The 25,339-nt window shown below is 41.6% G+C and carries 19 protein-coding genes; 12 read left to right on the forward strand and 7 right to left on the reverse strand.

Features of this window, described 5'->3' with window-relative positions; all coding sequences use genetic code 11:
- Nucleotide 1 precedes the first annotated feature (1 nt).
- From ACYVRS_RS09485 to ACYVRS_RS09495, 3 genes are read left to right on the forward strand one after another with little or no spacing between them, the layout of a single operon-like run.
- On the forward strand, nt 2–1,000 hold the full coding sequence (locus tag ACYVRS_RS09485) for a sugar kinase (RefSeq protein WP_461203228.1): 999 nt from the start codon (nt 2–4) through the stop codon (nt 998–1,000).
- A 14-nt stretch (nt 1,001–1,014) separates the two neighbouring features.
- Nucleotides 1,015–1,857: a 5-dehydro-4-deoxy-D-glucuronate isomerase gene (kduI, locus tag ACYVRS_RS09490; protein WP_461203229.1), complete on the forward strand. Its 843-nt coding sequence runs from the start codon at nt 1,015–1,017 to the stop codon at nt 1,855–1,857.
- Nucleotides 1,858–1,875: 18 nt separating this feature from the next.
- The gene (locus ACYVRS_RS09495; protein WP_313540459.1) at nt 1,876–2,682 is read left to right on the forward strand and encodes a gluconate 5-dehydrogenase; all 807 of its coding nucleotides are present in this window, start codon (nt 1,876–1,878) and stop codon (nt 2,680–2,682) included.
- Nucleotides 2,683–2,772: 90 nt separating this feature from the next.
- On the opposite strand, the gene ACYVRS_RS09500 is transcribed toward ACYVRS_RS09495, so the two are convergent.
- The 5 genes from ACYVRS_RS09500 to ACYVRS_RS09520 form a co-directional block, all read right to left on the reverse strand.
- Nucleotides 2,773–3,447 (reverse strand): rhamnogalacturonan acetylesterase, encoded by a 675-nt coding sequence (locus ACYVRS_RS09500; RefSeq protein ID WP_461203230.1) that lies wholly within the window; start codon nt 3,445–3,447, stop codon nt 2,773–2,775.
- A 3-nt stretch (nt 3,448–3,450) separates the two neighbouring features.
- Nucleotides 3,451–4,869 (reverse strand): glucuronate isomerase, encoded by a 1,419-nt coding sequence (gene uxaC / locus ACYVRS_RS09505; RefSeq protein WP_461203231.1) that lies wholly within the window; start codon nt 4,867–4,869, stop codon nt 3,451–3,453.
- On the reverse strand, nt 4,870–6,381 hold the full coding sequence (locus ACYVRS_RS09510) for a UxaA family hydrolase (RefSeq protein ID WP_461203232.1): 1,512 nt from the start codon (nt 6,379–6,381) through the stop codon (nt 4,870–4,872). It lies immediately after the preceding gene.
- 101 nt (nt 6,382–6,482) lie between these two features.
- Nucleotides 6,483–7,892, reverse strand: coding sequence for a tagaturonate reductase (locus ACYVRS_RS09515; protein WP_461203233.1), 1,410 nt, complete (start codon nt 7,890–7,892; stop codon nt 6,483–6,485).
- 69 nt (nt 7,893–7,961) lie between these two features.
- Nucleotides 7,962–8,942: a LacI family DNA-binding transcriptional regulator gene (locus tag ACYVRS_RS09520; RefSeq protein WP_461203234.1), complete on the reverse strand. Its 981-nt coding sequence runs from the start codon at nt 8,940–8,942 to the stop codon at nt 7,962–7,964.
- 167 nt (nt 8,943–9,109) lie between these two features.
- On the opposite strand from ACYVRS_RS09520, the gene ACYVRS_RS09525 reads away from it, so the two are divergent.
- A complete protein-coding gene (locus ACYVRS_RS09525; RefSeq protein ID WP_461203235.1) occupies nt 9,110–11,311 on the forward strand; it encodes a helix-turn-helix domain-containing protein in 2,202 nt (733 codons plus the stop codon).
- A 311-nt stretch (nt 11,312–11,622) separates the two neighbouring features.
- On the opposite strand, the gene ACYVRS_RS09530 is transcribed toward ACYVRS_RS09525, so the two are convergent.
- Both ACYVRS_RS09530 and ACYVRS_RS09535 read right to left on the reverse strand, forming a co-directional pair.
- The gene (locus ACYVRS_RS09530; protein WP_461203236.1) at nt 11,623–15,663 is read right to left on the reverse strand and encodes a hypothetical protein; all 4,041 of its coding nucleotides are present in this window, start codon (nt 15,661–15,663) and stop codon (nt 11,623–11,625) included.
- 747 nt (nt 15,664–16,410) lie between these two features.
- A complete protein-coding gene (locus ACYVRS_RS09535; protein WP_312541353.1) occupies nt 16,411–17,298 on the reverse strand; it encodes a carbohydrate ABC transporter permease in 888 nt (295 codons plus the stop codon).
- Nucleotides 17,299–17,519: 221 nt separating this feature from the next.
- Between ACYVRS_RS09535 and ACYVRS_RS09540 the strand changes: the two genes are divergently transcribed.
- From ACYVRS_RS09540 to ACYVRS_RS09575, 8 genes are read left to right on the forward strand one after another with little or no spacing between them, the layout of a single operon-like run.
- Complete coding sequence (locus tag ACYVRS_RS09540) at nt 17,520–18,488, forward strand: ABC transporter permease (RefSeq protein ID WP_461203237.1); 969 nt, start codon at nt 17,520–17,522, stop codon at nt 18,486–18,488.
- A gap of 15 nt (nt 18,489–18,503) precedes the next feature.
- On the forward strand, nt 18,504–19,133 hold the full coding sequence (locus ACYVRS_RS09545) for a YesL family protein (RefSeq protein ID WP_313539435.1): 630 nt from the start codon (nt 18,504–18,506) through the stop codon (nt 19,131–19,133).
- A 22-nt stretch (nt 19,134–19,155) separates the two neighbouring features.
- Nucleotides 19,156–20,256: a glycoside hydrolase family 88/105 protein gene (locus ACYVRS_RS09550; protein WP_313539432.1), complete on the forward strand. Its 1,101-nt coding sequence runs from the start codon at nt 19,156–19,158 to the stop codon at nt 20,254–20,256.
- 11 nt (nt 20,257–20,267) lie between these two features.
- Nucleotides 20,268–21,599, forward strand: a complete 1,332-nt coding sequence (locus ACYVRS_RS09555; protein ID WP_461203238.1) for a glycoside hydrolase family 28 protein — start codon at nt 20,268–20,270, stop codon at nt 21,597–21,599.
- On the forward strand, nt 21,583–22,461 hold the full coding sequence (locus ACYVRS_RS09560) for a dienelactone hydrolase family protein (RefSeq protein WP_461203239.1): 879 nt from the start codon (nt 21,583–21,585) through the stop codon (nt 22,459–22,461). The genes ACYVRS_RS09555 and ACYVRS_RS09560 overlap by 17 nt, the downstream gene beginning before the upstream one ends.
- Complete coding sequence (locus ACYVRS_RS09565; protein ID WP_461203240.1) at nt 22,428–23,345, forward strand: pectinesterase family protein; 918 nt, start codon at nt 22,428–22,430, stop codon at nt 23,343–23,345. Before ACYVRS_RS09560 ends, ACYVRS_RS09565 begins: the two co-directional genes overlap by 34 nt.
- Nucleotides 23,342–23,782, forward strand: coding sequence for a DUF4064 domain-containing protein (locus ACYVRS_RS09570; RefSeq protein ID WP_313539423.1), 441 nt, complete (start codon nt 23,342–23,344; stop codon nt 23,780–23,782). The genes ACYVRS_RS09565 and ACYVRS_RS09570 overlap by 4 nt, the downstream gene beginning before the upstream one ends.
- Nucleotides 23,779–25,317 carry a glycoside hydrolase family 43 protein gene (locus ACYVRS_RS09575; RefSeq protein WP_461203241.1) on the forward strand — a complete coding sequence of 513 codons (1,539 nt, stop codon included), beginning with the start codon at nt 23,779–23,781 and terminating at the stop codon, nt 25,315–25,317. Before ACYVRS_RS09570 ends, ACYVRS_RS09575 begins: the two co-directional genes overlap by 4 nt.
- Nucleotides 25,318–25,339 lie beyond the last annotated feature (22 nt).

The raw sequence follows: 25,339 nt of genomic DNA on the forward strand, positions 1-25,339 counted from the left end.
TATGGGAAAGATGCTTACTTTAGGCGAGATCATGTTGCGGTTATCCACGACGGTGGGTGAACGGGTCGCATCCAGCACACAATTTTTTGCTCATTATGGCGGCGGAGAGGCCAATGTTGCGATCTCTTTGGCCAATTTTGGCCATTGGGTTGCTTTTGCCAGCAAGATTCCTGCAAACGCTTTAGGCGATGGCGCCCAGCAGCATTTGCAGCGATATGGAGTTGATTGTCGTTATGTGCTGAGAGGCGGGTCTCGATTGGGGACTTACTATGTTGAGACGGGGGTCGGGGAAAGAGCGGCACAAGTGGTCTATGACCGCAAAGGATCTAGCTTTGCTGAAATGACCACCAATGAATGGCCAGAAGCGTTGTTTGACGAGGTCGATATCTTTCATATTTCCGGCATCACCCCAGCACTCTCAAAAGATTGGCAGGCTACCTTGATCAATTTAGTCAAAGCTGCCAAACAAGCAGGTGTCAAAATCAGTTTAGATATCAATTTTCGCGGCAAATTATGGACAACGGATGAAGCAAAGCAATATTTAAAAAAACTATTGCCGTACGTCGATTTTTGTTCAGCAGGCAAACTTGATGCGCAAGTATTTATGGATATACCCGCGTCAGCAGAAGCAATAGACGATCGCTATTATTATGAAGAAATGAATCGATTGTATCCAAACATTGACATGTTTTATGGTACCCACCGCAAAGTGATCTCAGCCAGTCATCATGTGCTCATAGGTAGACTGTGGCATCAAGGCAATTATGTGGTGTCACAAGCCCATATCATCGATCCGATCGTTGATCGCGTCGGAGGTGGCGATGCCTTTGCTGCTGGCGTCTTGCATGGTATCGCGAGTCAAAGCAGCGATCAAACATTGATCGACTTTGCAACCGCGGCTTCGGCACTCAAACACACAGTTCACGGGGATTGCAATCTATTTTCAGTATCAGAAGTTCAGGACTTTATCAACAATGGATCAGGAAAAATGATTCGCTAAGGAGGAATAGACACATGCAACATATGGAAACAAGGTATACCCACAGTCCGTTAGATATCAAACATTATAGTACGGAAGAATTACGCAGAGAATTTTTAGTGGAGAAAATCTTCACACCCGGTCAAATCATGCTGACATATACCCACAATGACCGCATGATTTTCGGCGGGGTCACACCAACAGATCAAGGCTTAGAAATCGAATTGACGAAAGAATTAGGTGTCGATTATTTCCTAGAACGTCGGGAATTAGGTGTGATCAACATTGGCGGACCAGGGGCGATCTCGATCGAAGGCACGAAAGAAGCCATGAAAAAACAAGATGGCTATTACATTGGCAAAGAAACAAAAAACGTGGTCTTTTATTCTGATGATCCCGAAAATCCAGCCAAATTCTATCTTTCAAGTGTACCGGCCCACAAAAAGTATCCAAACGTCAAAATCAGTATCGATCAAGTCAAACCCATGGAAACAGGGGAAGGATTGACGTTGAACGAACGGAAAATCTATCAATATATTCACCCAAATGTCTGTGAAAGCTGTCAATTACAAATGGGTTATACGATTTTAGAACCAGGGAGTGCATGGAATACCATGCCTTGTCATACCCATGAACGCCGCATGGAAGCGTATGTGTATTTTGACTTTGCGAATGAAGACACCAAAGTGTTTCATATGATGGGTAAACCTGATGAAACCAAACATCTGGTGGTTGCCGAAGAACAAGTGATCATTTCTCCTAGCTGGTCGATCCACTCTGGCGTGGGCACAAGTAATTATTCCTTCATTTGGGCAATGTGTGGTGAAAATATTACCTACACTGATATGGATATGATCGCAATGGATGAGTTAAAATAAAAGAAAGAAGGTATAATGATGGATTTTTCAATGAATGATTTTCGATTAGATGGCAAAATCGCTTTGATTACGGGTGCTGTGTACGGGATTGGGTTTACCTTGGCACAAGCGCTAGCCAAAGCAGGTGCGACGATCGTCTTTAACAATTTAGATCAGGCTTCAGTGGATCAAGGTTTAGCAAATTACAAAGAGGCGGGGATCGAGGCGCATGGGTATGTCTGTGATGTGACGGATGAGGCAGCAGTACAAGCAATGGTCAAACAAATCGAAGCAGAAGTCGGTGTCATCGATATTTTGATCAACAATGCTGGAATCATCAAGCGGATGCCAATGTTGGAGATGTCAGCTGCAGATTTCCGTCAAGTAGTTGATGTCGATTTGAATGCACCTTTTATCGTTTCTAAAGCAGTCTTACCATCAATGATCGAAAAAGGCCGCGGTAAAATCATCAATATCTGCTCGATGATGAGTGAATTAGGTCGGGAAACAGTGGCTGGGTATGCAGCAGCCAAAGGCGGTTTGAAAATGCTGACCAAAAATATTTGTTCAGAGTTCGGTTCAGCAAATATTCAATGTAATGGCATTGGGCCTGGCTATATTGCGACCCCGCAAACAGCGCCTTTAAGAGAAGTACAGCCAGATGGCTCACGTCATCCCTTTGATCAATTTATCGTTGCAAAAACACCTGCAGCACGTTGGGGAGAGCCAACAGATTTAGCTGGTCCAGCCGTATTCCTTGCTTCTGAAGCATCTAACTTCGTCAATGGACATGTGTTGTATGTCGATGGCGGAATCTTAGCCTATATTGGCAAACAACCGGAGTAACACCCGCAAACAATCGACAAAACATGAATCAAAGAAGGAGGACCCAGACATCTGTTGATGCACGACTCCTCCTTCTTTGTTGTTTGACGATCATTCAATCTGGATATCTTGGCCGCAAGGCAAACTGGATTTTTTAAGGGCTTGGGCAATGATCAGGGCAATTGCTGTTGCGCCATGTCCATTGAGATGGGTGTCGTCATCGATCCCTTGAGGATAATTCGGATGTACCCCCACTGGTAAATGCAAGAAATGGCTTTTGGCCTCCATCTGCGATAGCCGATTGAAATAGTTCTGTGTGGCCGCGAAGATGTCTAAGCATAAAATATCGTGTTGTTTTGCAAAAGCACGCATAGCAGATGGATAATCCCCGACTGCACTTGTATCTAGTTGCTGCTTTTGGTAATGAAGTCGGGTGATGGATGTCAGCAATATAGGCGTAACGCCTTTTTTTTGTGCGGTTTGAACGTAAACAGTTAAATTTTTTTGGTATTCGTCTAAAGTCGTTCCTCGGTCATCATCGACTTTTTGATCGTTATGGCCGAATTGAATCAGAAAATAATCTCCCTTATGCATTGCGACTTCAGCTTCTGCAAGCAGATGATCGTTGATAAAGCTTTTCGTTGAAGCACCATTTTTGGCAAAATTGATTACTTGATAATGATCAGAGACAAACCATGACAGTTTTTCTCCCCAACCCGTTTCTGGTCGTGCACGTTCACTCTTGTTTGCCGCAGTTGAATCTCCGGCAATAATGAATTTTGGCATCTGTCATCTCCTAAATTGAAAGTAATGGGCAGCATTGTGGTAGCAAATGTTTTCTATCAATGGTTTCAGCTGCTGAAGGTCTGTGGGTGCTTCCCCACGGATCACGATTTCAGCTAACCATTCGCAGAGTACCCGCCGGAAATATTCATGTCGTGTATAAGAGAGGAAACTGCGAGAATCCGTCAACATGCCGACGAAATTAAACAGCACACTGCCATCTGCAAATGCAGTGAGTTGGCGGCGCATACCAGCCCGGGTATCATTGTACCACCAGCCAGAGCCCAATTGCAGTTTATTGGCGCCGGTACTTTGGAAACAACCCATTAACGCCACAAGGGCATCGTAGTCATTGGAATTCAATGAGTACAATATCACTTGCGGCAAGTGGTGCGCCTGATCTGCTTGATTGAGGAGTTGTTGCAAATCTTTGACGATAGAACGATCATTGATGCCATCATAACCAGTATCAGGTCCTAACGTTTGATACATACGCTGATTGCAATTGCGGTACGCATGCAAATGCAGCTGCATCGTCCAACCTGCTTGATGATAGTGCTTCATCAATTCTAAGAGCAAGGCCGTTTGATAGACTGCAATTTCTTGCTCGCTTAGCGGTTTTTTTGCGCGTGCTTTTTGAAAAATGTCGGCAGCGGATAATTCAGATTGATCCTTAAAGGTCAATGTATCGATGCCATGGTCAGCTAAACGACACCCATGTTCTGAGAAGTACCTGATGCGTTGGGACAAAGCAGCCAACAAGTCCGGATAACTTTCAATCGTTTGGTTTGAAGCAGCAGCCAGTTGTGCGATATAGGATAGAAAATGGGCATCACCGATCTTGATTGCTTTGTCTGGCCTGAAAGTTGGCAAAACGGTGAAACGGTCTTCTGTTTGACGGAGTTGTTGATGATAGGAGAGGTTATCGATGGGATCGTCTGTCGTACAAACGATCTCCACACAACTATTGGCAATCAAAGAACGTCTGCTAAAAGCTGCTTGCTGTAATTTTTGATTGCATTGTTCCCATAATATTGCCGTATTGGCTTCATTGACAGGGAGGTCAATGTCAAAAAAACGTTGTAATTCTAAATGCGTCCACGTGTACAATGGATTTCCGATCAATTTCGGTACCGTCTGACACCAGGCCGCAAATTTGTCGTAATCAGATGCTGGACCGGTGATTTTCTCTTCATCGATCCCACAAGCCCGCATCAAACGCCATTTATAATGATCGCCAGAAAGCCATGCTTCTGTTATGTTTTTAAAGGGTTGATCTTCATAGATCTCTTTCGGGTCTAGGTGACAATGGTAGTCGATGATGGGCAAATCTTTCGCATAGTGATGATACAGTGTTTCAGCGATCGGGTTTGTTAGTAAAAAGTTTTCCTTAAACAACGGTTTTCCTTCTTTCTTCCTATTCATTTATAGCGTGACGCCATTTTTAAAAATCGCAATTTCTCGTACATTGTTGGCTTCATTACGTGTCGCTTTGCCGCTGGCTGTGTCAATGATGGCTTGAACGAAGTCTGTCAGTACAACATCCATTGATTCTTCTAATAACCGTCCAGCATTGAAATCCATCCAATGGGGCTTCTTGCGAAAGATGTCTTGATTGGTGGCGACTTTCATTGTGGGCACATAGGCACCAAATGGTGTTCCCCGACCGGTGGTGAATAGTACAAGTTGACAATCAGCAGATGCCAAAGCAGAAGCAGCCACTAAGTCGTTCCCAGGGCCTTCTAACAAACTCAATCCGGGTTTTCGCAGTTTTTCACCATATTTCAAGACATCAACAACCGCTGATGTGCCAGACTTTTGCGTACAACCTAAGGATTTGTCCTCCAGTGTTGTGATGCCGCCAGCTTTGTTTCCTGGGGATGGGTTTTCATAGACTGGCTCTCCATAGGCCAAAAAGTAGTCTTTGAAATCATTGATCAAATGAAGGATTTTCTCGAAAGTTTCCTCATTTTCCGCTCGTGCCATCAAGACTTGTTCCGCACCAAACATTTCTGGTACTTCAGTCAAAACAGTACTACCGCCTTGCGCAACGAGAAAGTCTGAAAAAGCACCCAATAATGGGTTGGCAGTGATACCAGAAAAACCGTCGGAACCGCCGCACTTCAAGCCAACTTTCAACTCGCTCAATGGGACAGCTTCACGAACATCATCTTTGGCAGTTTCCAGCAATGCTTCTAGCAACTCGATCCCGACTTGGATCTCGTCTTGGCTTTCCTGGGCAACTAGGAATTTTACGCGATGTTCATCATAATCACCGAGCTTTTCTTTGAAGGCAGGAACGGTATTGTTTTCACAGCCAAGACCAAAAACCAGGACACCGCCTGCATTGGGGTGTTGAACCGCATCGATCAGAATTTGGCGGGTGTTTTGGTGGTCTTGGCCTAATTGTGAACACCCGTAAGGATGTTTTAAAATCGTCACATGGTCAAAAGAGCCGAGGTCTGGGTGAAGTGCTTTGAATTCTTCAACGATGATCTCGGCGATCCCATTGATGCAGCCAACCGTTGGGACAATCAATAAATCATTGCGAATCCCAACCTTGCCATTGGCCCTTCGATAGCCATTGAAGGTTAATTCAGTTTTAGGGTAATGGACCGGTTGTAGGTTAGGCTGATAAGTATAAGTTAATGTGCCAGCAAGATTGGTTTTCACATTATGGGTATGAAGCCAGCTGCCAAGCGCTGCATCTGTGGTCACATGACCGATGGGGTACCCATATTTGATGACATTTTCTCCGTTTGCTAAATCTGTTAAAGCGATCTTATGGCCTTGAGGAATATCCTCGGTCAATAATAAGTCTTGTCCCTCAAAGGTTAAGCGACTATTGCGGGGGAGGGGCTGTAATGCGACCGCGACATTATCTTTGGGATGTAATTTCAAGAGTTGTGTCGGTGCTTCGATAAGTGCCTCTTTCATTTTTTTCTTCCTTTCTGTACTGAATTGAACAGAAGACCAGTCATGTAACTTCTAGCGGCTGTTGTCTTTGTTCCTAAGCTCGATAAAGTGGAACGACGGTTTTACAAAGAGGATACAGCGTCTTGCTGTTCCACATAGTGAAGCAATGCACGAGGACCTTCTTGAGAGAGGATCATCATCATGCCCTGGATTTCATCAGTCAAATAACGCAGATCCCTCTGCCATAATCTTTCATCGCCAAGCAAAAAGGTGAGTTGCTCTGAGGGTGCCAACGCCTGTGCCTCGGCGAATATCGCTGAAACGAGGGGATCATCGGTGAAAGGGACTGTCAGATAACGGTGCAGCAATCCCGCCAACGAGGCCGTGATCCGTAAAGGGATTTGTTGCTGAGTTTGGTAAAAGCGCGTCAAGATAGGCAATAGTCTTGCAGTAAATTTGGAGACACTGTTCAACGCAATTGACTGTAATTGATGATGGACATAAGGATTTTTGAAACGTTCCTTGATTTCTTCAGCATAGGCGTTTAGTTGTGTTTCTGGTAAATCAAGCATTGGAATCAATTCGTTTTGGAACAAGCGATCCAAGTACAATGTGAAATCTGGATCATTCATGACATCTTCGACAGTCTCAAGGCCAGCTAAACAGCCTAACGATACGACTGCAGTATGGGGCCCATTGAGTAAATGGACTTTTCGTTCACGATAAGGGGTTATATCGTCGGTCACGATCACATTTAGACCAGCGGCTGCCAACGGTAATTTTGCTTCGATCTCTGACCCTTCGATCACCCACAACATAAAGGGTTCAGCAGTGACGATCAAGCGATCTTGATAGCCTAGCAAGGTTTCGTATTCCGCTGCTTGTTCTCTTGGATAGCCAGGGACGATTCGATCCACCAGACTGCAGCAAAACTGATTGTCCGTGTCGAGCCAGTCACTAAAGGCAGCAGGCAGTGCCCATAGTTTGGCATAGGCTTGAACTGCTTCTTTTAACTGATCGCCATTGCGATCGATCAACTCACAAGGAATAATGGTAAAACCTGATTTCTTCAATTGAAATCTGCGGTAGAGCAGTGCAGTCAGTTTTGCTGGAAAACTGCTGGGCGTTGTCGTATCGCTGATCTTATCTGCTGGATCAAAACGAATGCCTGCTTCGGTGGTGTTAGAAACAATGACATCTAGTGCGTCATTTTCGGCCAATGCAAGAAAGTCTTGCCATTGTTGGTAGGGATCGATCACCGCATGGATCGTTGAAATGAGTTCCGCTTTTTGGATAGGCACGCCATCGACTAACCCTTCTAAGATAACGGTATAGCGATCGTCTTGCTGATCTAAAAGAGCCTTCAATCCTTGCGGGATCGGTTGAACAACGATGGCACTTCCTTGAAACAGTCCTTGTTTGTTCATTTGCGCCAATTGCCAATTGAAAAACCCCCGCATAAAATTCCCCTCGCCAAATTGGATGACACGTGGGGGATAAGTAGTGACAGGTTGCGCTTTGATGTTTTGCATGTTTTAGCCTCCGATGTAATGAAATTATATATGCACACGTTAACATTTTCGAGCAATCCTTATAAGCTACTATAAGGATTGACGAATCGTCAACGATGTATCTAAGAAAAATTGCTTCTGATGATCATCTTCTCCAGGACGAGCCAAAAGGAGCTCAGTTGCACGTTTGCTCATCTCGTAGACTGGTTTGCTGATCGTAGTCAAAGGCGGGTAGGTGAATTGCGAAAAAGGAATGTCATCAAAGCCGATGATCGCGATATCTTGCGGAATCCGCAACCCGGCCTCTAAACAATAGTTGATGGCGCCGATCGCCATATCATCATTTGCACAAAAAATCACTTCTGGCGGATCAGAAAGCGACAATAACTGCTGGGCCCCTGTTTTCCCACTAGCCAAAGTAAAATCACCTGACACGCAATATTCTGGCGGATAAGTGAGTGCCGCTTCTGTCAAGGCTTGATCAAAGCCCTTCTTTCTTTCGATGGTGGAACGAAAAGAGGGCACGCCTTCGATGCAGGCGAATTTGCTGTAGCCTTGCTTGATGGCATGACGCAGCATTTGGTAGACTCCTTGGGCATCATTGCTAGTGACATTTTTAAAACGTGGTGTATCAAGCTGCCGATTCAAGACCACCAGCGGGATATTTTGTTTGGCTAATGCCTCGATAAAGGTATCGTCTTGGTCACTTTGACTCATGACGATCGCCCCGTCGATCCGATTCAAGTGATCAAGATCGTTGGCCACTTCTTGCAGCTCATGGACTGCTAGACTATATTCTCTGGGCAGAATATCGTTGATCCCTTTGATCACATCGCCCAGAAAATTATTAGAGGTTCCTTTTGAGAGGTGTGAAAAAAACAATTCAATAATATATGATTTTTGATTGACCAAACTTTTGGCGTTGACATTCGGAATGTAATTTAAAGTCTCGGCGAGCTCATTTATTTTCTTTTTGGTCGCCGGTTTGATCAACGGGCTGTCATTTAACGCACGGGAGACCGTGGTATGAGAAACGCCGGCTATCTTGGCAATATCTTTGATCGTAACCATGAAAATGCTTCCACCTTTCATTTGTTTTAGCATATAACTTTATTATACAAAAGTCAATATACCAAACATGCACACGTGAAAAAAATAAAAATTGCATAGGCATGATTTGGAATATATGGTAGTATAAAAGCAAGAAGAAGTGAAAGCGGGGAGGGCTTATAAGATTGTTGGCTAGGCTCAAAAAAGAAAGTACATTATTCAAGCAAATGTTTTTTTCAGTTTTTATAATTGGAAGCGTTTTAATCATTGGGTTCGGCGGTGTTATTTATCATCGTACCTATACGAATCTTCAACAAACATTTTTACAAAAACATCGTGAAGCAGTCAATCAAGTCAAGTTCAATTTAGAACATAAAATACAAATGGTGGAATATGCTTTCTCGACTTACAGCAATACGCAAAGTTTTAAAGAAAATCTTCAAGCAGATTATGCAGATATGCAATTTCGAGATGTGCAAAATATCAATTCGCAATTGGCGTATATCAGCATTATGGGCATTGAAGATGCCAGTTATCAATTGATCAACGTTGATAAAGCTTGGAAAATCGATCAAGGATCACTGAAGCGAATGGGTAACGAAGAGGTGGTTTCGTACCAAAACATGGGCAATCAAGAGCGTTATATCGACTGGCAGTCAGGTGAGGATCATCTCAGAATGGTCATGACATTGCCAGTTTTTAGTCAAGATACGCATGCGTTAGGGATCGCTGAGATCAACAAACAAGGAATTGCCAAATTAGTGGCGCATCAATCTGATTCTTTTTTGAATATCGTCAATTCAGAAGGCACAGTTTTATTTAACGAAGGTGATACGATCAGTGCCCAATTGGCTAGTGAAATGATCAGCGATCATACATCAACGGGGATCATCACTGGTCCTGAACAGCAGTCGTATGTCTACACGCAATCTGAATACAATAATTGGTACTACGTGATGCGTTTAGCACCGCAAGAAGTCTCCACCGTCATTGGCTCATTTCGGGTCAGTCTGGTTGGGATCGTCTGTCTGTTGATTGCGTTACTGGCTTTCTTGGCTTATCGCATTGCTCGGATCGCCACGTCACCAATCAACCGTATCAGCGAAATGTTGAAGTCGAAGAAGATGGACGAAAAAGTTGAAGTCAATCAGGTGATTTCGGAGATCACACAGATTTTGAGCGACAACCAGATCCTCTCAGGCGAAATGGATCGTCAAAAACCTGAATTGGCTGCCTTATTTTCATTGAATCTATTTCGAGGCTGTATCGCAGAAAAAGATATTCCTTCGAAATTGCATCAATTTGGCTATCAGGTAGATAAGAATGATTGTTTCCGAGTCATGCTGATCCAAATCGATGACCTCTGCGGGCGTGATGCGATCCAGGGAGATGTCTTTTTATTGGCGCTGCAAAATCTGGTGGCTGAGATCATTCCCGATGAAGCGCGGCTGCAGCCGATCATTTTCAGACAAGAAATACAGGGAACCTTGCTGAGCGTATCTCAGGACAGCAAGCAAAGCGATATTTTCGCGTATTGTCAGAAAATCAGGAACGCTGCCAAAGAGTATTTGAAAATCAAAATCAGCATCGGACTCTCTGATGAATTTCAATCGCTGCAGCTGACCAAAGAAGCAGTCAGGAATGCAGAAGAATCATTACGCTACCGCTTAAATCTAGGGGAAGAGGTCATTATCTTCTATGATGATATTGCGATGCAATTTGACAAAACAGCAGTTATCCAATATCCCACAGAGGCGGAAAGAGTTTTTCTCGATGCCATGCGCAGCGGTGATCTTCCTTTGATCAATGAAAGTTATCGCCAAGTCGTAGAGCAAATCATCCATGACAATAAGAACCCCATGACGATCGAGAGTGTCTTTTTTCAATTGATCAACAATATTATTCGTTTAGGGCAATTGTTAGGGGCTGATTACACCAGTCTGCAAAAGAGCCGCAAAGTCTATCAGCGGGTACTGAATCAAAACCACTTGTTTAAAATAGAGCAAAGTATTTATCATGAACTGGTCATTCCGATAGTTGAAACCATTCAAATCAAGACGGATCAAGAGATTCGTTCCTTGTCAGACAAGATGGTGTTGTTGATCCATCAGCAATATGATCAAGAACTATCCTTAGATCGGGTGGCCGAGCAGCTCCATTATAATGCCAACTACTTGAGCAATGTATTCAAAAAAGAAATGGCTGTCACTTTTGCAGAATACTTGCAAAATTATCGCTTGAAGATCGCCAAGAAATGGTTAGAAGAAACGGAATTGACGATCAAAGAGATCGCTACCCGTTTAAAATATACCAACTCGCAAAATTTCATTCGATTCTTCAAGAAGAAAGAACAAGTCACCCCTGGTGAATACCGCAAAAAATTCAGCTAGACAAAAAGAAACCTTTCCAAATGCGGAAAGGCAGTAAGTTAGAATACACAAATAACGTACTTGGTGACAAAAATAATGCAACTAATGATTCATGTAATCAATTGCCGCAAACTAGTGAAACTAACTTTGTTATTGCTTCACTGTTTGGTTTAGAGGTAATATCAATTTGTGGAGTGATTCATCTAGTTAAAAATCGGAAAGAGAATGGTTCTTGCTAATCCTATAGTTTTAAAATTAGAAAGGCGTGTTTTATTCTTAAGGCACATCTTGCTAGTGTAAATTAGGTTTTATTAGTCTTATAATTCGTTTAATTAGTATACCTCATCATTAACAATTTGATTAGTATTTTGATGTGTAACTAATAACATTTCTAAGTCATAAGAAATCAACTCTGTCAGCTCTGAGCATAAAAATTTTAGTTGCTTTATCAATTTATTCCATTTTTCAGTACTACTTGTAGTAAGTAAAATATCGATTTCTAATTTAAACTCTTCAACTAAAGTATTTATCTCACTCAGTTTTTCGTTTGCCCTTAGGTTGCCAGACTCAGGCATATAGAGTGTAAGTTCATTTACGACAGAGTAAGCATTATGGTAGATTGCAGACAAGATATCATCATTGATTACTTTGCTTACGTTAATCTTCCAGTCAGCAAAAATATTTTTATCATAGCCATTATCGCACCTCTTGTCGTCTAAAAACTGATTAACTTGACATACGTATACTGAAAAAACGTATAAGTCTGACTGTAAGCCATTGTACTTAAGAAATGAATCGAGTTCAGTGGATTCTATCTTTATCTCATCTGTCAGTTGGGTGGTCATCATTAATTTTTCAATACTGTCTATATATGCAAATTTTTCACTTAACAATTTATATTTAAAGGGGATTTTATAACCAAAAATGCTCGGACTAATAATAATTTCATTGAATGACTGATTCCACAAGATATTTTCAAATGAGAAGATACCAATCTCTGGGAAAGTGTTATTGAAATCATCAACTAATTCTTTGAAGATATTTTCCAAACTAGAGTGCTCGACACTCATAATAATACTATCTGAGATTTCTAAATCAATAACACCATCATATTCATTTATTTTGTTATTTAAAAAGTTATAAATTCTTTTTCGATATCTCTTAATATATTCTTTCCTTTCAAACAGCATATTTCTCTCAATCCTAAATTCAGATTCATAAAAATGAGACCATATAGCCACAAAAACAAGTAAATTGTTATAATCTTCCTCGGTTATTAATTCATCTAAACCTCTGAATTCTTTTCTATAAAGATAGGATGCTGTGTGCAGAACATCTATGCTATTTACAAGGTTGATAAGCGATAATTTAGATTGATGTGATGTTTTTTCTCCATTGATTCGCTCTACTAAGAGTTTATGCATATTTTCGTAAAAAGCATTTAATTTATTTCTATAATCAGAAAAAGCTTGGACGAACTGTTTATTTTTAGTGCTAGACTCAGAAAAACTAAGAGACTCATTAATTTTAGAGATAGCATTATCATTGGTGTCAACGATAACCCGAATATTATTTACCCCAAACTTATCAACAGAAACTTTAGGGTAGTAAAGAAAATTATTATTTAACCGTGCCATAGAGTTATTAATTTTCATTAACAAGTCATCCATGTTTAGAGCAGTGAGGTTTTTCTTTTTATAGAAATGACTTAAGCCACGTTCAAGAATGCTTATTATTTCAATATTTTGATTCATACTTATTTTAATATTTTCTTCTACTATATCCCAATTGTCTGGAAGCATATCGTAATTGTGCTGTTTAATTAGCCACCCATTAATCTCAGTGATCCATAACCATGGTAGGTTATTAGCTTTGATTGTTTTGATTACATCTGGTATTTCCAGATTTTCAATGATTTGTCCTCCAACTAATTTGACATTGTACTGTTCTTTTTTTATTGAAAGTCTCCTAAAAGAACTTACTATTGACATTATATAGCTATTTTCATATTGTATTTTTGCTTTATCAGTATCGTATATGTTCATGAGATAAGACGCATCATAGGTTTTTTTATCTTCTGTCAGATAAATAATTCCAAATTTCCTCTTGACCTTTTCTAGTAAAGCTGGGTAAATTTTTTGATAGATTTCCGTCATATTTTGCTTTTGAATACCAACGATTAAGTTCAGAAGAGGTTCTAAATACTCCTCCTTGTTCTGGATATTGTCAGGTAAAATAATTCTTGAGTCATCTATCTTCACGCCCCTAAGAGCTAGCCAAAAAAGACTATATCCTACTGCGTTTAATTCTTCTGGCGTGGAGATGGTACAATTGGGGACATTATCCATGGAATTTATCATGAATTTGTCTACAATATCATATTTCATTTTTCTACTTTTTAATTCTGTAAGATCAGCTTCAATCGTCTGAACTCGCTTAGGTTGAATTTTACGCATAATTTCTAGTGACTCATTACCATCAAATTCAGGGTAGTATGTTGTAACATCCCCTAATAAGAAAAGAGGGAATTTTCCAGGACAGTGGTTGTCAATTCTATATATAGTGTCTCTATTTTCTATATAGTATTTTCGGAGTTCTAGCCATAACAAAGAACGAACCACACTTGAGTAACACTGCCATGAATCATACTTTACACAACTTAAAATATTTAAAAGTTCATCATTTATGCTATTATCGTAAAAATACGACACTAATAAAAAGAACATGTTAGTACTAGTTGATTTCATTACTAGATCTATAGTTTCGATTTCAGTAACTAAAAGATAATCTAGTAGTATATCAGAAAGGAGACGTGCCCTTAGTGCGTGTAGTGTATTTATCTTTCTACTATCGTCAGAAACTCTCACTAGATATTCCTTTTCAAACAAAAATATCATTTTCGATTTATTATTAACACTGACATTTGAGAATAACTTTTTTATGTCTACATCAATGCTAAATTTTCCGGCATAACTAACAACCAGCAAGAATACGAGCCATTCTTCAATATAATCTTCACTATTTACTATTCGATTTATTTGGGATTCAAGCTTTTTTCTTAAAGTTTCGCTTTGATTTAGCATATACGTATACTCCATCAATGGACCAGTCCCACCAAAAGCTTCCCACGATTCTTCAAAAGAGCGAAATTCATTATTCTTATATCTTTGATAAATAAACTCTGCCTCTTCAATACTCAAGGTAAGGTTTATGTATTCGATCGGTGTTTTCGAATTATCAACTGTTGCTCTCCGATAATCTTCTTCCCTTATTGATATCAGTAGCTTGAATTCAGAGCCGTATTCATGCAGCTTATCGCATACCCAAGTCCAGTTTGTGTCCTGAGGAGACACATCGTAATACACTATGATGTCGCTATTTTCTTTCGCTAGACCATTTAAAGCAATGACAATATTTTGAGCCTGCTCTTCATTAGTAACTGATTGAATGCAAAAAACATCTTTTTCTGTATAGTATTTATACAGGTATCGATATGATAGAGATGATTTCCCTTGACCCGAAGCCCCTTTTATAACAACTATTTTCTCGTTATGAAAGCATTTATCTATTTGCTCTATCCAATAACCTCTAGTAACATCAAGTCCGAGACGTATATGTTGAGGTTGAGCATTAATTCCAGCCACATATTCTTTTTGTAACTTTTCTAAACTTTCAGTTTGTTTGTACTCAGTCATGGGAAGAATAGAGTTGCCAAATTCTTTAGCAAAACCACCAACAGCAGCTAAATCAATACTTATCTGTCTAATTTTTTCATTCCACAATTTTTTAGTAGTTGAATCAGAATACCTAGATAGGTTAGCTACGTACTGTGTCAGGATATCTAAAAAAATACTAGGAGCGACCATGGTTTCAATAGTCTTCTCTAATTGATTGTAGATTGCTTCAATCAACTCATATTCATTCACTTCTTCAATAGATAGATGCCTACCAAGCCAAATTATTTCATCTTCTTCGTAGCCATTTTCAATTAATTTAGTGCTGATTTTTTTGAACTCAGCCGACTCCATATCACTAAAGCCTATAATTTCAGGTCCAACTTTCCCAAATGATATGATTTTGAGAACTATGTTTTTGTTAGTGTCTTTATAGGACAGGCATCTTCTAAAGAAAGAGTCTGATTCACTCGGATTCAAGTCTGACAATGAAAGTGGTGAAGAGAGGTTTTTTACTTGAACAATCTCATGAGCAATTCCGTCTTTATTTATTAACAAATCTTCGACTTGCTCAGGACAAAATTCAAATTCCTCATCGAGGTTGATTAGCCTATAAGCAATATACGTTGTTTGTGATGAAAATCCTTTCCAAGCAGCCTTTGCGCCTGTATCTGACTTAGAGAATAGAGTTTTAACCATCTTGCCACTCCTGTTTTCTTTTTCTCAATTATATCAAATATAACATTAAAAAACTTTAAATAGTGAGCCTTGTCTATTCAAGAGTATCTAGTTTTCCGTGAATTATGTGTGTCTATATCTCTGACTTAACGTATTTTCAGGATAAATACACAATGTTCTTAGTATTTCGAATTGAGTACAGCAAACAAGTCTATAAAATACAACTGTCTAGAAAAATGAGATGATGAAATATGATACTAAAAAAAACAGGTCTTGCCTTTTGAGCGAGTCCTGTTTAATAGCCGTAGAGCTCTCAATTGATTCTAATAAAATAGTTTTATTAAATAGTATATTACGAATCTTTGTTTTAAAGGTTATCGTTGGCTAATTGATATTTTTATAAGATTTATACATTGCGAGAGACTTAGAAGATGTTCTATTGGTTTATTATTCTGACAATCATCACATCTAATTAAGTGACGATATTTTTCATAGTTATGGTTGTGACCACATTTGTTAATTATGCTCTAGTCGTTAATAAAAAGTAAAAACAGGACTTGCTAGGCAAATCCTGTTTTAAGCGTTTCTTTGTTTATCGCATGTTTTTAACTATGTTCATTGTTATTTTATTAAATAGTGTTTTACTGGTGTGGGACTTTTCGCAAGTCTTATAACTTTAACCTTAAAGTTTCTTGTTTTTTTCTGTGTCCTATTATTATAACAATATTGTCTTACAGCACCCCAGCTAAGCGGAAAGGTTTTTTTTGATTACCCTTTGACAGAGCCAACCATGGCCCCTTTGACAAAATACTTCTGGACAAAAGGATAGGCGATCAGCATTGGCATGGTTGCCACCATGATCACGGCCATTTTGACAGATTGCGCTGGCGGCACGACATCAACACTGGTTGCATCAGCATTCATGCCACTTGACACGATCACGATCTGTCGCAATAACACTTGGATCGGCCATTTGGCAGAATCATTGATATAGAGGATCGCTGATTGATAGGTGTTCCAATAACTGACCGCATAAAAGAGCGAGATTGTTGCAATCGAGGGAAGAGAGAGCGGCAGGATGATTCGAAAGAAGACACCCCAATCAGAGCAGCCATCCATTTTTGCTGATTCTTCTAAACTATCAGGGATCCCTTGGAAAAAATTACGCATAATGATCATATTGTAGGCACTGACTGCGCTAGGCAAGATCAATGACCAAATTGAGTCGATCAAGCCAAGACTTTGGACCAGGATAAACGTGGGTATCATCCCACCGCTGAACAACATCGTAAAGACGACAATAAAATTGAAGATTCCTCGTCCGTGTAGGTATTTACGTGATAGGGCATAAGCCATAAATGCTGTTAGCACCATAGATAGGAATGTTCCTGTGATCGTAACGATCAATGACACGCCGATACTTTGAAAGATCGTGGGTGTGGAAAGAATGTAGCGATACGCATTCAAAGTGAACTCTCTAGGAATGATAATGAATGTTCTCGTTGCAATCTCTGCTGGTGTCGCAAATGAACTACCTAGAATATTCAGGAAAGGGATCAGACACATCAAAGTGAATAGCAATAAAAAACCGATGATAAATCCTTGAACAAGTCGATCACTGTTGGAATGGTACTTTTTTTTCTTCGTTTGCTGCATGATTGGTTTCCTCCGTTTTTTTTTAAGTGATGAATAGTAATTAAAACGTAACATGGCTAAGAAAGAACGTATATAATCAGTTTTACATGTAAGCGATTTAATGATTCGGAGGATAATCATGTGGTGATTTTCACAAGTGGAGAAATGATTATATACGGAATAACGCTTTCAAGCTACCATGAACACATCAAATAAATCAAAAAGACATCGGAGGACTATCTATGGAAACAAAAATAGACACGGCTTTTTCACCACCGACGGGAAAAGAATTACAAGAACGAATGAAAAAGAAGAAATGGGCGCAAATCAAGAAAAACAAAGCACTGTATTTGATGCTATTACCTGGCATTTTATATTTTGTCGTATTCAAATACGTGCCAATGGGTGGATTAGTGATCGCTTTTCAAGATTATCAACCTTTTTTGGGGATTTTAGACAGTCCTTTTGTGGGCATGACCCATTTTATTCGCTTGTTTACAGAAGACACGTTTATGATGCTGATGCGGAATACATTGATCATGTTCTTCTTGAACATCACCATTTCATTTCCGTTTCCAATCTTATTGGCGCTGTTACTCAATGAAGTCAATAACCGACGTTTGAAGAAAAGTATCCAGACCATCATCTACTTACCACATTTCATGTCATGGGTGATCGTGGTATCCATTTTCTATGTTTTACTGACGACTGAAGGCGGCGTGATCAACAATATTATTGAAAGTTTTGGGGGTGAACGCATTGCCTTCTTGACCAGCAAAGCATGGTTGCGGCCGATGTATATTTTCCAAGATCTCTGGAAAGGTGCCGGCTGGGGAACGATCGTGTATTTGGCAGCCATCACCAGTGTTGATGAACAGTTATATGAAGCTGCTGATATGGATGGCGCAGGTAAGCTGCGCAAAATGTGGCATATCACATTGCCTTGTATTCGACCAACGATCGTTACGCTGTTGATATTGAAGATCGGATCAATTTTAGATATGGGTTTTGAGCATATGTTCTTGTTGATGAATTCGATGAATCGAGAAGTTGCACAGATTTTTGATACCTTTGTTTTTACCGCCGGGATCCAAAATGGTCAACTGAGTTATTCAACTGCTGTTGGGTTGTTTAAAGGCCTTGTGGGTCTGATCTTAGTAGTCTTTGCCAATCGTTTGGCAAAAAAATTCGGTGAAGACGGGATCTATTAAGAAAGAGGTGCTCTGATGAATCTTGATAAAATAATAAGAGTCAATGATCTCTTGCTTGCTGTGTATCGCGTGATTCTGCTGCAATTTCTGTGGCTTAGTGTGACACTGTTGGGCGGCGTCGTCTTTGGCATCGGACCTGCTACGTATGCCTTGATGAAAACCTATGATCGATGGTTGCGCTTGAAAGAACAGCCACCGATGATTCGTCAATTCTTCCATTATAGCAAAGAGCGCTTCCGGCAATCGGTGTTGATCAGCTGGCTGATCGGTCTATCGATGGGTATCGTTGTCACGAATCTGTTCAATGCAGGTTCTTGGTTTATCCAAATCGCCAATTTGCTGTTTCTGGTTGCCTTGCTGTTTATGTTCATGAATGTTTACAGCATCATGGCGGCAGTGAATTACCCTTCCATAAAGGCTATTTTGACAGGCAGCTTGTTGTTAGGTTTTGGATATTTGCATTACTCGATCATCACTTGGTCTATTTTGGTCGCAGGTTATTTACTGATCGCGACCTATCTGCCCATCCTGATTGTGTGTGCAGGCGTCAGTATATTTGGGCTTATTATCGCCACTTCAGCGCAAAAAATCATCAACGATATTCACACCAAAAGTGCTCATGCTGCAAACACGATGATCAGATAACAAGAAAGGAATAAGAATGATTATGACGAATTATGCGCAAATTGCGTTAGATACCTTGTTTCAACGCTACGAATTATTACCGAAAGAAAAAAGATATCATGGCAAATGGTCGTATGATATTGGGGTCGTACTGCAAGGTGTCAAAGAGGCCTATCTCCAAACCAATGATGAACGCTATTTTGATTACATCAAAGAAACCATGGATTTCTATCTGCAAACAGATGGTACGATCCGAGGATATGCCTTCGATGCGATGAATATTGACTATATCAACAATGGTAAGCTTTTATTTCTACTATATAAAAAGACAAAAGAGACCAAATATAAGCTGGCATTAGATCTTTTGTACCGACAGCTCCAAGAAATGCCCCGCACCAAAGATGGCAGTTTCTGGCACAAAAAAATCTATCCCAATCAAGTCTGGTTAGATGGCTTGTATATGGGGGCACCTTTCTTAGCCGAATATGCAGTAACCTTCGGCAAAGAATCTGATCTGGAGGATGTGATCCAGCAGTTTGCGCATTGTTATCAGCAAACCCGCGATCTTAAAACCAACTTGCTCTACCATGCCTGGGATGAAACGAAGATTCAGCCGTGGGCAAACCCAGAAACGGGCTGCTCCGCTCATTTTTGGGGCCGCTCCATTGGCTGGTTCATGATGGCATTGGTGGATACGATGGCTTTGCTGCCATCTGGTGCAGCAAGAGAATTGTTGGCAGAGATGTTTGCACACACGTTGCAAGCATTGGCCAATGTTCGCTCAGCAGAACATGTCTGGTATCAAGTGTTAGATCAAGGCGAAAAAACTGGCAATTACCTGGAAGCTTCAGCTTCATCGATGATCTGTTATGCCGCGGCAAAAGCAATTCAGCTAGGCGTGATTTCACCACAATGGCAAACTTTTGTTGAAGAAACGTATCAAGGCATCATTGATGAATTTGTTTTTATTACCCAAGAAGGCTGGCTTAATTTGATCAGAAACTGCGAAGTAGCAGGACTAGGCGGACCGGATAATCGAGATGGCTCATTCGTCTATTATATTAGTGAACCGATCATTACCAACGATTTCAAAGGGTACGGCGCCTTTTTACAAGCGAGTTTATTGCTGCAGCCGTTAGCATAGGGAGGATAAAGATGGACATTCAATTACAAGAAAAGCAACTAAGGAAAAAGAATGGTCAAATGACAGAAGCGATCCAAGCAAAAATTGATGAACTATTTACGCATGGCGGCGGACGCCTAACATTCGCGGCCGGCACATATCAGACGGGTGCTTTATTTTTAAAAAGCAATGTTGAGCTGCATCTGATGAGTGGGGCGCGATTGGTATTCTCAGATGACCCTCAAGATTATCCAGTTGTGACCTCCCGTTGGGAAGGGGTCAAGCGGGCAGTCTATGCTTCATGTATCTACGCAGAAAATGCCGAGAATATTGCTGTTACAGGTTTTGGTACCATTGATGGTCAGGGGCAGAAATGGTGGACCCTTTTTCGTGAACATCCTGAAGACCTCGCGTATCCTCGCCCTAAATTAATCAGTTTTGATTGCTGTCAGAGGATCAATCTGAAAGATATTTATTTGATCGACTCACCTAGTTGGACAGTGAACCCAATCCTTTGCCAAGATATCACCATTGATAATGTTCGGATCAAGAATCCTGCTGACTCACCAAATACGGATGGGATTGATCCAGAATCCTGTAAAAATGTCCGCATCACGAATTGCCATATTGATGTAGGGGACGATTGTATTGCTATTAAGTCGGGAACAGAAGATACAGCTGAACGAATATCTTGCGAAAATATCACCATCAGCAATTGCCAAATGCTTCATGGCCATGGTGCTGTTGTTCTCGGCAGTGAAATGAGCGGCGACATTCGCAATGTGACGATCAGCAATTGTATTTTCCAAGAAACCGATCGCGGTATTCGTTTGAAATCTCGTCGGGGACGCGGCGGCATCATAGAAGATGTTCGTGTCAGCAATGTGGTCATGGACCAAGTGATTTGTCCTTTTACACTGAATTTGTATTATTTCTGCGGACCACGAGGCAAAGAAAAATATGTCTGGGATAAACAGCCGTATCCCATCACGGAAGACACACCCCATTTCAGACGGATCCATTTTGCAGATATTACTGCGCGCAACGTCCATGCAGCAGCTGGTTTTATTTATGGATTGGCAGAGCGATCGATCTCCGAAGTCACTTTTCATGATATTGCGGTATCGATGGCAGATGACCCGATTCAGGGCAAACCTGCGATGATGACCGGGATTGAAGACATGACCAATGAAGGGTTCTTCTTGGGTTTTGCGAAGAACATCCAGTTTGATCGGATAGATCTGCAAGGTGTCAAACAAGCTTTTCATGTTGAACAGGGAAGCGATATCACAGTCAGTCGCTCTTTTGCAAATGGACGATCGATCGATTTGGAAGGTGTCCATCAGGATGAACACGATCTATGATTGTCTAGGGCCGGCGATGAAAGCAGGACCAGAAGTGATTCGCCAAACCATCACGACCACTGAACACTATACTTTGGAACATCTGGTGTTAAGACTGAATCAAGAGGAATGGGTTCCGGCATATTTTGCTTATCCCCCTGCAACGCAACCAGTACCATGCGTGATATACAATCATTCCCATGGCGGCGATTTTGACAATGGCAAGTCAGAGTTGCTTACCGGTGCGGAATATTTGCACACACCTAGTTTTCTCGAAACGTTGATTTCAGACGGATATGCCGTAGGCTGCATTGACATGTGGGGGTTTGGTGCGCGTAGGCGTGGCGAAAGCCAGCTGTTCAAGCGTTTCCTCTTGCAAGGCAAGACCTTATGGGGGCAACGGATTTATGACAATCAGCAGTTTCTGACCTATCTGCTTTCGCGCAAAGAAATCGATGCAGCATCGATTGCAACGATTGGCATGTCAATGGGGGGCTTAATGAGCTGGTGGTTGGCTGCCGTTGATCCTCGTGTTCGGGTTGTGGTAGACATCGCCGCGCAAGTCGATTATCACGCACTGATTGAAGAAAACAGCCTCGATAAGCATGGCTTTTATTATTATTTGCCTGGGTTGTTGTCGGATTGGACGACGGGGGAAATCCAACAATGGATCGCCCCGAGACCGAGATTAAGTTTGGTTGGGATTGCTGATAAAGGCTGCCCAACAAGCGGTGTCAAAATCCTTGATCAACACTTGCAAAAGGTCTATCAAGACATGCATTGTCCGGACCATTGGCAGTCAGAGCAGCTGATCGGCGGACATGAAGAAACCGAGGAGATGAGAAGCTTGTGGCGCCTTTTTTTGAAAAAACACCTAGGATAATGACTTGCACTGTTGGCAAAGATCCCTTCATGTATGACTTTGTCAGCATCCAATCGGCTGTTGATCATGCAGCCAAAGGCAAGTTGAGCTGTACGATATATGTGGCTAGTGGGGTGTATCAGGAAACAGTCAAAATCTACCATGATCATCTGACGATCCTCTGCGAGGCGGATACAATCCTGCAGTCTGATCTAGCGGCATTGCAATTGTTGCAAGGCGTCCCAAGAGGAACGTTTCAAACAGCGGCATTATTTGTCAATGGTCACGATATCGTGGTAAAAGGACTCACTGTCAAAAATACTGCTGGTCCGGGCGATCAAGTCGGGCAAGCTGTGGCTGTCTATTTGGAAGGGACCGAGATGTACTTTGTGGATTGTTGTTTTGATGGTTATCAGGACACTCTTTGTTTAGGTCCTTTACCGCAATTGACCAAAGAAGGCACGCCTTTGATCAGCCCTTGGCTTGAGAAATCCTACCCGCAGCAAGCGCGCTTTTTTAGCAATTGCGTAATCCGTGGAACAGTTGATGTGATTTTTGGCGGCGGCAATGCGTATTTTGATCGCTGCCGACTGCATTGCAAGCATACCGCGCAAAACAATTATCTGACGGCAGCAGCGACATCGCCAGAAGCAAAGGGGTTTGTCTTTAACAATTGCCAGATCACTGGTGCAAAAACGTATCTCCTTGGCCGACCTTGGCGTATTCCTGCGAAAGTAGGATTTCATACTTGTCATTTCGATGAGGCTCTTGCGCAAGAGGGTTGGAGCGATTGGGGAAAAACTGAACAGCGGCAGCACGTCAGTTTTATCGAACATCATTGTACGTACGCAAAGGCACAGCAACGGGCAGCATGGATCGATATGAAAGGAATGAGGCTAGAATGAAACAAAGTATTGAACAATGGTTAGGCTGGATGGGCATCGGTTTGTCGATTGTCTTTTTAGGGGGATTCACATTGGTGATGAACCAGATCACCGTGACGCAATTCAGTACATTATTTTCAACGGTTTTTCCTGCAGTTTTTAATCAAATGCCAGAGGAAGAAGCCTTCAGACAATTCAAAACACTGGGTGCCTGGTTTGGCTTTACGTTGCTGATTGTGATCCTATTAGTGGTTGTGGCCAATTCTTTGATCACGTACCGCAATTACCTTAAAGCAGCCGCCTGTATATTGGTCCTGGCAGGTTTGATCTGTTTGGTCGGAACCCAATATTTGGCTTTTCCAATTGCCTTTTTATTCTTTTTAGCAGCTGCATTATGCCTGATCCGCAAACCTAAACCACGAAAATTATTTTCTCAAAAGGAGTGTTTGAATGAATGATCACGATTGAGAATCCAATATTACCAGGCTTTAACCCAGATCCGAGCATCCTGCGAGTGGGGAGCGATTATTATATTGCGGTTTCATCTTTTGAATGGTTGCCGGGTATTCGCATCTACCATTCCACAAATTTAGCTGAATGGACACATTGCACCGATCTGCTTGTTGACCAAATCGATTTGAGAGGGAATGCCCAAGACTGCAGTATTTGGGCGCCGCAGATCAGCTATGATCAAGGGACATTTTATTGTGTCTTTACGAATGTTCGCAACACGACGCGGCCTTTCAAAGATTGTCGCAATTATCTGATGACAGCCCCAAGTATCACAGGCCCATGGCGCAGCCCCATTTATTTGAACAGCAGCGGATTTGACCCCTCACTCTATCATGATCCAGACGGACGCAAATGGTTATTGAATGCTTTGTGGGACTACCGGAAAACAACGCCGAATAAATCTGTGGGGATCGTGATGCAGGAGTATAAGGAAACAGAAGGGCTTGTTGGACCGAAAACAAACATTTTCTCTGGGACGGATCTAGCCAAAACAGAAGCACCCCATCTCTATCACCATCAAGGGTATTACTATCTGTTGACGGCTGAAGGGGGCACCGGCAGCGGTCATTCGGTCACAGTTTGCCGCAGTAGAGCGATCACTGGACCATACGAGGTCGATCCAGAGAACCCAATGATGTCTGCCAACGACCGACAAGATTCTCCTTTCCAATGCACGGGACATGGGAGTTTGGTTCAGACCCCTGAAGGCAAATGGTATATGAGTTATCTGATGACACGGCCAGTTGAAGGCGCCGCTATTTTAGGTCGAGAAACGGCTTTGCAAGAAGTTTATTGGGATGCGCTGGGCTGGTTGCGTGTGAAAAATGACGATACGATCCCAGACCGTTATCTGCAATTGTCGCTTGAAACGCATGTCCACAAAGAATCCCAGATATTTACAGATGACTTCGCGCAAACATTACTGCCGGAGTGGAATGGCCGACGGCTGGTTCCTCATGAGCAATGGTCTCGTTTGAAGGAACGGCCTGGATTTTTGAGGTTAATGGCAGGAGAATCGTTGCAGTCACATTTTGACAATCATTTGCTCGCCATTCGGCAAAAAGACCTTTGTTTTGAAGCAGAAACGTTGTTGGACTACAAACCAAGTCATTTCAATCAAATGGCAGGTCTGGTGTTGTTTTTGAATGAAGAAAATTATCTGTACCTCTATGTGACCTATGATGAAACCAAGGGTCGTGTTTTGCGGCTGATGAAAAATGAAAAAGGCCATTTCACATTGTTTGATACCTGTGTGCCCCTCAAAGATCAGCCAATTCAGCTGAAGGTGGTGCTTGAGGGCAGTCAAGGGCAGTTCATGTGGCGTCAAGATCAAGAGTGGCAAAGGCTGCCGGCACAATCGATCCTCTTTCTATCCGGTGGCTTCACAGGGAATTTTATTGGCCTATGTGCCCAAGATCTCGACCAATTCTCAGGCAGTTATGCAGATTTTGCTTATTTTAGGTATCAAGGGAAATGTTGATAAATCGATGTTTCTATCATAT

This window comes from Enterococcus salsurae (genome assembly GCF_054784955.1).

Bases quoted from the DNA above. Each gene is read 5' to 3' on its own strand.
- ACYVRS_RS09485 (WP_461203228.1), top strand. From the start codon at position 2: ATGGGAAAGATGCTTACTTTAGGCGAGATCATGTTGCGGTTATCCACG.
- kduI (WP_461203229.1), top strand. From the start codon at position 1,015: ATGCAACATATGGAAACAAGGTATACCCACAGTCCGTTAGATATCAAA.
- ACYVRS_RS09495 (WP_313540459.1), top strand. From the start codon at position 1,876: ATGGATTTTTCAATGAATGATTTTCGATTAGATGGCAAAATCGCTTTG.
- ACYVRS_RS09500 (WP_461203230.1), bottom strand. From the start codon at position 3,447: ATGCCAAAATTCATTATTGCCGGAGATTCAACTGCGGCAAACAAGAGT.
- uxaC (WP_461203231.1), bottom strand. From the start codon at position 4,869: ATGAATAGGAAGAAAGAAGGAAAACCGTTGTTTAAGGAAAACTTTTTA.
- ACYVRS_RS09510 (WP_461203232.1), bottom strand. From the start codon at position 6,381: ATGAAAGAGGCACTTATCGAAGCACCGACACAACTCTTGAAATTACAT.
- ACYVRS_RS09515 (WP_461203233.1), bottom strand. From the start codon at position 7,892: ATGCAAAACATCAAAGCGCAACCTGTCACTACTTATCCCCCACGTGTC.
- ACYVRS_RS09520 (WP_461203234.1), bottom strand. From the start codon at position 8,942: ATGGTTACGATCAAAGATATTGCCAAGATAGCCGGCGTTTCTCATACC.
- ACYVRS_RS09530 (WP_461203236.1), bottom strand. From the start codon at position 15,663: ATGGTTAAAACTCTATTCTCTAAGTCAGATACAGGCGCAAAGGCTGCT.
- ACYVRS_RS09535 (WP_312541353.1), bottom strand. From the start codon at position 17,298: ATGCAGCAAACGAAGAAAAAAAAGTACCATTCCAACAGTGATCGACTT.
- ACYVRS_RS09540 (WP_461203237.1), top strand. From the start codon at position 17,520: ATGGAAACAAAAATAGACACGGCTTTTTCACCACCGACGGGAAAAGAA.
- ACYVRS_RS09545 (WP_313539435.1), top strand. From the start codon at position 18,504: ATGAATCTTGATAAAATAATAAGAGTCAATGATCTCTTGCTTGCTGTG.
- ACYVRS_RS09550 (WP_313539432.1), top strand. From the start codon at position 19,156: ATGACGAATTATGCGCAAATTGCGTTAGATACCTTGTTTCAACGCTAC.
- ACYVRS_RS09555 (WP_461203238.1), top strand. From the start codon at position 20,268: ATGGACATTCAATTACAAGAAAAGCAACTAAGGAAAAAGAATGGTCAA.
- ACYVRS_RS09560 (WP_461203239.1), top strand. From the start codon at position 21,583: ATGAACACGATCTATGATTGTCTAGGGCCGGCGATGAAAGCAGGACCA.
- ACYVRS_RS09570 (WP_313539423.1), top strand. From the start codon at position 23,342: ATGAAACAAAGTATTGAACAATGGTTAGGCTGGATGGGCATCGGTTTG.
- ACYVRS_RS09575 (WP_461203241.1), top strand. From the start codon at position 23,779: ATGATCACGATTGAGAATCCAATATTACCAGGCTTTAACCCAGATCCG.